Raw genomic sequence first — 9,116 nt, forward strand, 5'->3', positions numbered from 1 at the left:
GCGTCGGGCGGAGCCGGATCAGCCGACGTGGTCTTCGCGGATGGTCTGGGTGGCGCGCCAGAAGCAGTAGAAGGCCACCAGACCGAAGCTGGCCGAAACGATGAGCGACCAGCGCACCCCATCGCCCGAGCCCATGTTCATGCCGACCGCGAAATAGTCGCTCAGCAGGCCGACGGCCAGCGGGCCAAGGCCCAGGCCGATCAGGTTGATGATGAACAGGAGGATGGCTGAGGTCGTCGCCCGCATGTGCGGCGGCACAATGGACTGGGCCGTGCCATAGACGGGGCCATACCAGATGGTGCCCAGCAGGCCGTTGACCGTGAGCAAAAGCAAGGCAAGCGGCACGCTCCCGATCGTCATGGCGGTGATGAAGATCGGGATGGTGATCAGGGAGGCGAGCGCCGGCGCCACCATCTGGGCGCGCAGGTCCCGGGCGGCGAACTTGTCGGCGATAAAGCCGCCGAGCCAAGAGCCCAGAGCGCCGGCGGTGCCGGACATCAGGCCAAGCGCCAGGCCCAGGAAGCCGATGGACTGCAGATTGTAGCCCACGGTGGCGCCTACGGTGGAGGCCAGGGACTGAACCTGGTCGGGATAGTTGCGCAGGAAGAAGGAGGCGGTGAAGGGCGCGTGCCCATAGCCGATGAAGGCTTTGATGGCGGCGGCGAAGGAGATGTACCAGAAGGTCTTGCGGCCTTTCAGGAACTTCATCGTCTCGGGGAAGGTCGCCGAGCTGGCCTGGATCTTGTTGGTCCGGCGGGCGAGCTCCTTACGGGGCTCGGGCAGGGTGAAGATGGCCAGGATGGCGAACAGAATGCCGGGAACACCCGCCACGAAGAAGGCCACCCGCCAGCCATAGGCGTCGGCGATCAGGCCGCCGAAGATCAGGCCCAGAAGGCCGCCGATGGGCGTGCCCATGGAATAGAAGGCGAGCGCTGTGGAGCGCTGTTCCTTGGGCACATAGTCGCTGATCAGCGAGTGGGCCGGCGGGGTGCAGCCGGCTTCGCCGACGCCCACGCCGATCCGGAAGAGGATCAGCTGGATGAAGTTCTGCGCCACGCCGCACAGGGCGGTGAAACCGCTCCAGACCGCGACGGCCGTGCCGATGATGACAGGACGGTTGCCCCGCTCGGCCAGGCGGGCGATCGGAATGCCCAGCACGGTGTAGAAAAGGGCGAAGGCCAGGCCGCTCATCAGGCCGAGCTGCCAGTCGGCGAGGCCCAGATCCTGTTTGATCGGCTCGGCCAGGATGTTGACCACCTGACGATCCAGGAAGTTGATCGTGTAGATGCCGAGCAGCAGGCTCAAGGCATAGGTTCTGACCGGTTTGGCCAGAGGCTGAATGCCCTCGGGCTCTGCCGCGGCGGGCGCCGGATTGGTCGCCCCGGGGGCGGTTGTGTCTGTCATTGGACAATGTCTCCTGGGCGAACGGCTTCTTATCGTTGGGGCACTCTAGACAGGCTCTGTCGGGGTTGGGCAAGTACGATACCCAGATTTCGAGGAGGTGGGGATGGAGCTCATAATCGGGACAAAGCGCTGGTCCACCTGGTCGCTGCGCCCCTGGCTGGCCCTGCGCAAGACCGGCGCATCCTTCACCGAAACCGAGGTTGAGCTCAGGCGGGGAGAGGCGACCAAGGCCGATCTGGCCGCCCATGCGCCGTCGGGTCTCGCCCCGGTGCTGAAGGACGGTGATCTGGCGATCTGGGACTCCCTGGCGATCTGTGAATACCTCGCTGAGCGTTTCCCCGCTGCTGGGCTCTGGCCTGCGGACCCCGCCGCCCGGGCGCAGGCGAGGGCCGCGGCGGCCCAGATGCACTCGGGATTCGTCGCCCTGCGCAGCGAGTGCCCGATGGCGCTGGACCAGCCGCCGCAGGTCAAGGCGCTGTCGCCCGAGACTCAGGAGGACATCCGCAAGCTTGTCCGCCTGTGGCGCGAACTCCTGGACCGTTTCGGCGGGCCCTTCCTGGCCGGACCCTGGTCCATCGCCGACGCGTTCTTCACGCCGGTGGCCACGCGGCTTCGCACCTATGGCGTGGACCTGGCCGACTATGGTGATGACGGGCAGGCGGCGGCCTATGCCGCCCGGTTGCTGCAGGACCCCGACTTTCTGGCGTGGGAGGCGGCCGCACAGGGGTAGGCGTTTGACCCATGCCGGGTTTAGTCTGTGGGCTGGAGTTTTCCATGTCGCGCAAGGCCGCCCCAGAACAAGGTCCACATCCGGCTCTGATCGTCGTCGCGACGGTCTGGTTGGGCGCCTGCGAGGCCGCTGCGCCCCCGCCGTCCGGAGACGTCGCGCCGCCGCCCAAGGCGATCGCCGCGGCGCCGGCCGCCAAGCCGCTCGGCGAGCGGCTGGACCTCAGCGCTGAAACCGTCAGCTATCGGTGCGCCAATGGCGAACGGCTGAACGTCGCCTACCGGGGCTCCGACGCCGCCATGATCACCTATCGCGGGGAGACGCGCTTCCTGCCGCTGGCCCGCTCCGCCAGCGGCGCGCGCTATGCCGGCGATGGCTGGCAGTGGTGGATCAAGGGCCAGGTCGAGGGGACGCTCAGTCGTCTGCCGCCCGGTGCGGCCGTCGCCCCAGGACCAGGGGTGGTGTGCAAGGTGGAGGCGGCGACGCCTCATGTCCCGCTGGCGAGGCCGAACCAGAAGGGGGCCGGCTAGGACGGCCCGTCCCGCCCTGGCCTTCGGTGGGGTTTGGTGCTAGGATGCCGCGATATTGCATGGGTTCGGTCGCTCTCCACGCTTGCTCTTCGGATCGAGCCCGAGCCTATTTCGATCCTCGTCAGCAATTTTTGATTGATCGCGCGCCGCAGACTGCGGCGCCACCGCCTATGCATGAGCGCGCCGGCCCTTGAGATCAACGAGGGGCGCTGCGCCTGCCGAACGAGAGAGGATGACCATGTCGACCCTTGAACGCGCCTATTTCCTCGCCCGCTCCGGCGAAGTCGCCGATCTGGCGCAGCTGAAGAGCCGCCTGAAGATCGAGGGCTGCCGCGCCGTGGACGCCCTGCTCGCCACCTATTCGGTGCGCCGCCACCTGCAGGCCATCTGCGCGGCCACCTTCCATCCGCCTGAGACGACCGACACCCCTTCCGAAGCCGCTGAGACGGCGCAACACGATGAAAGCTCCACATGAACCAGGACGAACGCACGGCTTTCTCTGAACGCCTGAAGACCGCCGCGGAGGCCAAGAAGGCCCTGCTGGCCAAGATGAAGCCCAAGGCGGCCGTGTCTGACCCGCTGTTTGCTGAACGCGCCGCCCTGCGCGAGGCTGAACTGGAACGCGTGCGCCAGGAGCGTCAGGCGGCCAAGGAAGCCAAGAAGCAAGCCGCCGCCGAAGCCGAAGAAGCCGCCCGCCTCGCCGAGGAAGCCATCGCCGCTGAAGCCCTCGACGCCAAGCGCGGCGAGCGCAAGGCCCGCAAGGCCCTGACTAAGGCCGAGCAGAAAGAAGCCCGCGACCGTCGCTACGCCGCCCGTAAGGCGCGCCAGTAGACGACCCATGCCAGGGCGCGGATAGTTCCGCGCCCAAAGGGCCTCCCACGCTAGCCGCCAGTATGATCCTGCCTTCCTCGGGGCCGGGATCCAGGTGGCCCAGCTGATGACGCCGCTGGCTGTGCAGCCCCATCGTTTCCATGGCTTGGCGACGTGATCGTTCCATGGCCTTCCTGGCCTCTTGGCTGACTCCCTTCCGGACAAGTCCGGCAACGCTCTGATTGCTGCGTGGCTTAGCGGCGCAAAGCCGTTCGCCTGAGAGTTTCGATGCCTTTGGTAGATCACCGGCCTTGAGCGAGAGGGATCAAGGCCACCAACCGCTCAATCTCGGCCGCCAAGGCTTTTGAGATCGGCAGGTGAGGGCGCTCCTTGGGCCAGACCTCGTGGAAGCGGTCGACCGCCTGCATCGCCGCATCCTTCGCCAAGGCTTCAGGGATGCCGGCTCTGGCGGCCATATAGATCAGCTCGCCAAGGGTCAGTTCGGCGACCTTCTTCGTCCGGGCGAACTTCAATGCCGCGTTCTCATCGGGAAGGTAGAGGGTCGTCGATAGGAAGTCGTAGCCCGGGGCAAGCTTGGGCGTGCGGCCGTCCGGATAGATCAGCGACCAGTTCTTCAGGTGCATGTCGGCGTTGCCGATCAGGGCGTTGAACACCAGACGGCGGATGAACTCGCTCACCCCGTCCTCGCCCGTTTCCAACCAGAGCACCTTGGCGATGTTGCGGTAGGAGCCCTTGTCGTACTTCTCCGCCGGATAAACGCCGAAGACCTGGGCGAAGTCCTCGATGTGGACCGGGGGGCCGTTGAGGGGGCGGTCGAAGCGGCGGATGGCGAAGGCATCCTCCTCGAACTTGCCCAGGCCCTCGGGCAGGCCCTCGATCTGATCGAGCGGGAGGAGCTCGACGTCGGGGATGTCCATGCCCATGGCGCGCGCCAGGCGCATCATCGAAAATTCGTTGGCCGCCACAGCGGGAAACCGCATGGACGGCAGCTTGATGATCCAGTCGCCGCCGCGACCGCTCACCGGAATCGTCAGACCGCCCTGAGCCTTTTGGATGGCCGAGAATTTCAGCTGCACGCCGGCTAGCGAAAAGCGCAAGGCCGCATAGTGGGCCCCAGCGCCGCTATCGAGCGCCTGGTCGTCTTCAGCCGCGTCGCCGTCGTTGATTCCGCCGCTACCCCTCGGCCGCACAGTGATGGCGCCGGGCAAGTCCAGGCCCAGGGTCTCCAATAGCGGATATTCCCGCATCGGCTTCACGCTGGCGCGCTTGGCGAGGTATTCTCGCAGCGGACCTTCCGGCAAGAGGTTGGAAAAGAACGGCGTGAGCCGCGTCTGGGTCGGCCTGTGGTCCCTCAACAGGCCGCCGCGATCCCCCTTGAAGGACAGGCTCAGCGTCGGCCGGTGTGGGTCTTCGGCGTAGGCGTCGTCAAAGGCAAAGATCGACTGGTCGCCGCCGAGTGCGGTGATCAGGCCGATCCTTCTGCCGCCAACCAGCACTTCCAAGGCGTCAGCCGCCATCGTCAGTCCTCATCGTCCAGACTGTAGGCTGGCCGTTCGCCTGCCGGGGCATGCGCCAGCATTTTTCTCAAGTCCTTGAGCCTTTGCGCGGCATCGCGGATCGGCTGAGTGTGGCGCGGGCGCTCGGCAGGTGGATAGGTCAGAAAGCCGTGCAACAAAGTCTGCACGCTCATGAGATCGCCCATTAGCGCGCCCGCGCGCAGGGCGGGCGTCAGCGGTTGAAGATCACGCAGGCTCGACAGCAAAGAGGCGATGTCTTCGCGATCGGGCGTCATGGCGTGGGCCTGTTCGGCAGCGCGCATGAGTTCAGCCATGAGGCTTTGGAACGCGCGCTCGTCAGACCGCGCCTTGGTCGATCGCACGGTCGCCTCAACCGCCGTTAAGGCCGACTTTGGGATGAGCTGCAGCTCGAGCTCGAGCGCTCGGGCCAGTTCGATCAGGGTGGACACCTGAGGATCCACGTCAGCGTTTTCGATGCGGGAGATCTGCGCCTGGGGCATGTGGGTGCGCGCGCTGAGGTCGCGCTGGCTCCAACCTTTTGCCTGCCTGGCCCGGCGTATGATGTCGCCCAAGGTGGACATGGCCGGGCTCTTCAATTTCTTATTCTGCATCAGTACACCTACGCGATATCGATTCATATATCGGATGGGCAGGATTTTGTCGAACTCGGTGATGCCGTTATCTATATCACTTGCTCATATAGATATATTATCCAATATCAGTGTGGCATAGTGGCGGCTAGACGGGGCTAGGGGCGTTGTCGTTGCAACGCAAGTCAGGCCACAAAACCACTTAAGACAGGCCACACCACTTGAGAGAGGCCACCACCTCCAGCGGCGGCGCTTCGCTGCTGAAGATCGCTTCCAGGATCTAAGACAGGGGCTGGTCTATTTCCGCTGGGCGCCCGGAGGAGACCTTGATCTGCGTGCGCAAAGGCGACTTTCAAACGAAGGTGAGCGACGCATGCGGTGAGCGTCATGATCAGAGGCAGCCCCTGGACCCGCGAACTGAGCCAAGCGCGGCCTTCGGCCTCCGGCTCTCGCAGACACCATTGCATCGCAAGTTGGCCTGATTTCTCTCGCGGCCGAGCGCGCCCAAAACCGCGATACCTGCCAATCAGGGTAGCTGTGCGGGGTGTCGGTAGACGGCGCTCCGTTGAGCACTACCGCGATCTATGCCGATGCCTCAGGTGATAAAGAGCGCGCCATCGCCGAGCGGTCTTGAAGACGGCAGAGCTAAGCCCTTGCGGAGATTAGGCGCTTCAATCTCCGCATAAAATGCGGAGATTGATCTTGAATTTGCGGAGATTGAACGGCATAATCTCCGCATATGGTGCGGAGAATGCCTGAGTACATACATGAGTTAGAGGCCTGGCCGACGTTTCGCTGGAGCGATGAGAAGCTCGCTTCCCAGCTCGCGGCCGTTCGCCACCACCAAGGCCGTCTCATCGGCAAAATGGAAACGCTCGGCTTTCCCCTCAAGGCCGAGGCCGTCCTCCAAACTCTCACCGAAGACGTTCTCAAATCCAGTGAGATCGAAGGCGAGAAGCTCGACGCCGATCAGGTTCGTTCTTCGATCGCACGCCGGCTCGGTATGGATATAGGCGCGCTTGCGCCGGTCGATCGCGACGTCGAAGGCGTCGTCGAAATGATGCTGGACGCGACGCAGAAGTTTGACGCTGCGCTCACTAAGGACAGGCTCTTCGGTTGGCACGCCGCTCTGTTCCCAACCGGACGCAGCGGGATGTCGAAGATCACCGTCGGCGACTGGCGCAAGGACGACACCGGGCCAATGCAAGTCGTCTCCGGCCCCATCGGCCGGCAGCGCGTCCACTATGAGGCGCCGCAGGCCCTCAAACTCGACGCCGAGATGTCGGCCTTCCTCGACTGGTTCAATCGCGAGCCCGAGATCGATCCGGTTCTAAGGGCCGCGGTCGCTCATCTCTGGTTCGTCACCATCCATCCCTTCGAGGATGGCAATGGCCGTATCGCTCGCGCGATTGCGGACATGGCGCTTGCCCGCTCCGAAGGGAGTCCACGGCGCTTCTATTCGATGTCGGCGCAAATCCGTGTCGAGCGGAACACCTACTACGACATCCTTGAAGCGACGCAGAAGGGCGACCTCGACATAACACCCTGGCTTACCTGGTTCCTCGACTGTCTAGACCGAGCCATTGCCGGGGCTGAGGAGACGCTCGCTGCTGTCCTGGCGAAGGCGCGGTTCTGGGAGCGGCTCGCTGGTGAAGCATTCAGCGAGCGTCAGCGCGAAATGCTCAACCGATTGCTGAGCGGCTTCGAGGGCAAGCTCACATCGTCGAAGTGGGCGCTGATCACGAAGACCTCGCAAGACACGGCGTCTCGTGACATCGACGACCTCATCAAGCGCGGAATCCTCCAGAAGGACGCGGCCGGCGGACGAAGCACGAGCTACTCCCTCGTGGAGACCGAGTGATGGACGATGGTGAAGCCACGTCCGGGGAGCTGCTCACGCTCGCTGAACTGACCGCGCGCGAGACTGATCTTCCCCCGAATTAGTGGACGGGGCCCGCTTGAAGGCCTCCGGAAACACCCGGCGCGTAACGCTCATCTGACACTCCTCTCCAGCTCCGAAAAGCTAGTATGGGTGTCCACCTAAACGAAGGCGGATCAGAAGTGGTGCCCTGGCCAAGATTGGCTTGGCGGGGCTGGCCCCCTAAGGGCCAATGCAGCCTGTCTTAAGTTGCAACGACAGGCGTCGGTGAGCTGTGTGATTGCTTGGCGTCGATCTCCGGCAAGGGTTGAACACCTTCTGGTCAGCTATGCAGCCGTAGGAGTGCGAGGTCTTCTTCACCCGCGCCCGGTCAGTGGCGGCCAGGCGCCCCTTGAGGCGCTTGCGTATGTCTTCCGCGTCCTCGCCCAGTTGATCGGGGTTGTTGAGCAAGCTCGGCAGAGCGCGGGCTTTGGTCGGGTCTTTGCCCGCCTTCATCACTCATCTGGCGTGATCGGCGTCCTGAGCCCGCCAGATGCGCGATCAGTTCTTCAGGCCGAACCACGGCCGCAGCAGGGGGACCCGGCGGACGATCTCATAGGTGAGGCCGCAGGCTGCTATCGTGACGGCGATTAGCAGCGCGGCTTCCACGCCCTGGGGCAGGCCCGTCTGCGCCAGGTGGTGGCCGGCGACGACGATCACGGTCTGGTGGACGATGTAGTAGGGGAAGACCGCCAGGGTCAGATAGGCCAGCGCCGGATGCGGGCGGTTCAGGTGGCGGGCGCCGAAGCCCAGGATGGCTATGATCGCGCACCACTGGTCGACCGCATAGACGAACCGCATGGCGAGCACGAGGCTGGCCGCCGGCTCAGCTGCAGCCTCGCGCCAGGTCCAGGCATAGAGGCTGAACGCCCCGTAGGCCATCAGGGCCAGGGCCAGGGCTGGCCAGCGCAGTCTGATCATGCGGCGCCGAACCGTGTCGGACTTGGCGGTCAGGTAGCCGAACAGGAACATGCTGAAGGACAGGACGTGGTTGTACCAGTCGTCCACCAGGGCATGGGTCACCCCGAACCGCGGCAGCAGGACCGCTCGGGCGAGGCCCAGGAAGAGGATTGGCGCAATCAGCAGGGCCCATGCCGGCAGGCGGGCGAACCCCGCCTCCAGACGACGCAGGGCGGGTCTGGCCCATGCGATCAGCGCCGCCAGCGCCAAGGTGTAGACCAGCAGATAGGCGACGAACCACAGGTGGTTCCAGGTGGGCGTGATCAGGCAGCCATCGGCGTCGCACCAGCCGCCCGAGGCCGTCAGATAACGACCGTAGAAGACAAGGTAGCCCTCATTGAAGCCCAGTTGCTCGACGATCTCGTAGTAGGCCTGGGGCGGGACAATGATCAGCACGCCCAGCGCCAGCGGCGGCAGCAGCCGGGCTGTGCGCTGGCCAGCCAAGGCGCCAGCGGCCAGCTTGTCGGCCATGAAACGGGTCGCGGCTCCAGACACCAGGAAGAGCAGCGACAGCCGCCACGGATTGGTCAGCAGCATCACCGGCTCAAGCCAGGCCACCGGCTGAGGGCTCTTCACATGCCAGTCCCAGGGCACATAGAACATGCCCACGTGGTAGAGGATCAGCAGGAAAAAGGCGCC

At 64.7% G+C, this 9,116-nt stretch carries 9 protein-coding genes; 5 read left to right on the forward strand and 4 right to left on the reverse strand.

Annotated elements, in window-relative coordinates:
* Positions 1-18: 18 nt before the first annotated feature.
* Positions 19-1,404 (reverse strand): MFS transporter, encoded by a 1,386-nt coding sequence (locus Q8N19_RS03410; protein WP_305588228.1) that lies wholly within the window; start codon positions 1,402-1,404, stop codon positions 19-21.
* A gap of 103 nt (positions 1,405-1,507) precedes the next feature.
* Here Q8N19_RS03410 and Q8N19_RS03415 point away from each other — a divergent pair, with 103 nt between their 5' ends.
* The 4 genes from Q8N19_RS03415 (at position 1,508) to Q8N19_RS03430 (ending at position 3,492) form a co-directional block, all read left to right on the forward strand.
* A complete protein-coding gene (locus Q8N19_RS03415) occupies positions 1,508-2,134 on the forward strand; it encodes a glutathione S-transferase family protein (RefSeq protein WP_305588229.1) in 627 nt (208 codons plus the stop codon).
* Positions 2,135-2,178: 44 nt separating this feature from the next.
* Positions 2,179-2,661, forward strand: coding sequence for an MliC family protein (locus Q8N19_RS03420; protein WP_305588230.1), 483 nt, complete (start codon positions 2,179-2,181; stop codon positions 2,659-2,661).
* Positions 2,662-2,899: 238 nt separating this feature from the next.
* Positions 2,900-3,136: a hypothetical protein gene (locus Q8N19_RS03425; protein WP_305588231.1), complete on the forward strand. Its 237-nt coding sequence runs from the start codon at positions 2,900-2,902 to the stop codon at positions 3,134-3,136.
* Complete coding sequence (locus Q8N19_RS03430) at positions 3,133-3,492, forward strand: DUF6481 family protein (RefSeq protein ID WP_305588232.1); 360 nt, start codon at positions 3,133-3,135, stop codon at positions 3,490-3,492. The genes Q8N19_RS03425 and Q8N19_RS03430 overlap by 4 nt, the downstream gene beginning before the upstream one ends.
* A gap of 281 nt (positions 3,493-3,773) precedes the next feature.
* Here Q8N19_RS03430 and Q8N19_RS03435 read toward each other — a convergent pair whose 3' ends face one another.
* A complete protein-coding gene (locus tag Q8N19_RS03435) occupies positions 3,774-5,015 on the reverse strand; it encodes a type II toxin-antitoxin system HipA family toxin (protein WP_371133780.1) in 1,242 nt (413 codons plus the stop codon).
* Entirely contained in the window at positions 5,012-5,647 is a 636-nt protein-coding gene (locus tag Q8N19_RS03440) for a multiprotein-bridging factor 1 family protein (protein ID WP_371133779.1), read from the reverse strand. The genes Q8N19_RS03435 and Q8N19_RS03440 overlap by 4 nt, the downstream gene beginning before the upstream one ends.
* Before the next feature lie 703 nt (positions 5,648-6,350).
* Between Q8N19_RS03440 and Q8N19_RS03445 the strand changes: the two genes are divergently transcribed.
* Complete coding sequence (locus Q8N19_RS03445; protein WP_305588235.1) at positions 6,351-7,460, forward strand: Fic family protein; 1,110 nt, start codon at positions 6,351-6,353, stop codon at positions 7,458-7,460.
* A gap of 558 nt (positions 7,461-8,018) precedes the next feature.
* Here Q8N19_RS03445 and Q8N19_RS03450 read toward each other — a convergent pair.
* The coding region (locus Q8N19_RS03450; RefSeq protein WP_305588236.1) for an acyltransferase family protein at positions 8,019-9,116 on the reverse strand (1,098 nt) is incomplete at its 5' end.

The organism is Phenylobacterium sp. (genome assembly GCF_030693405.1).
GTDB lineage: Bacteria > Pseudomonadota > Alphaproteobacteria > Caulobacterales > Caulobacteraceae > Phenylobacterium.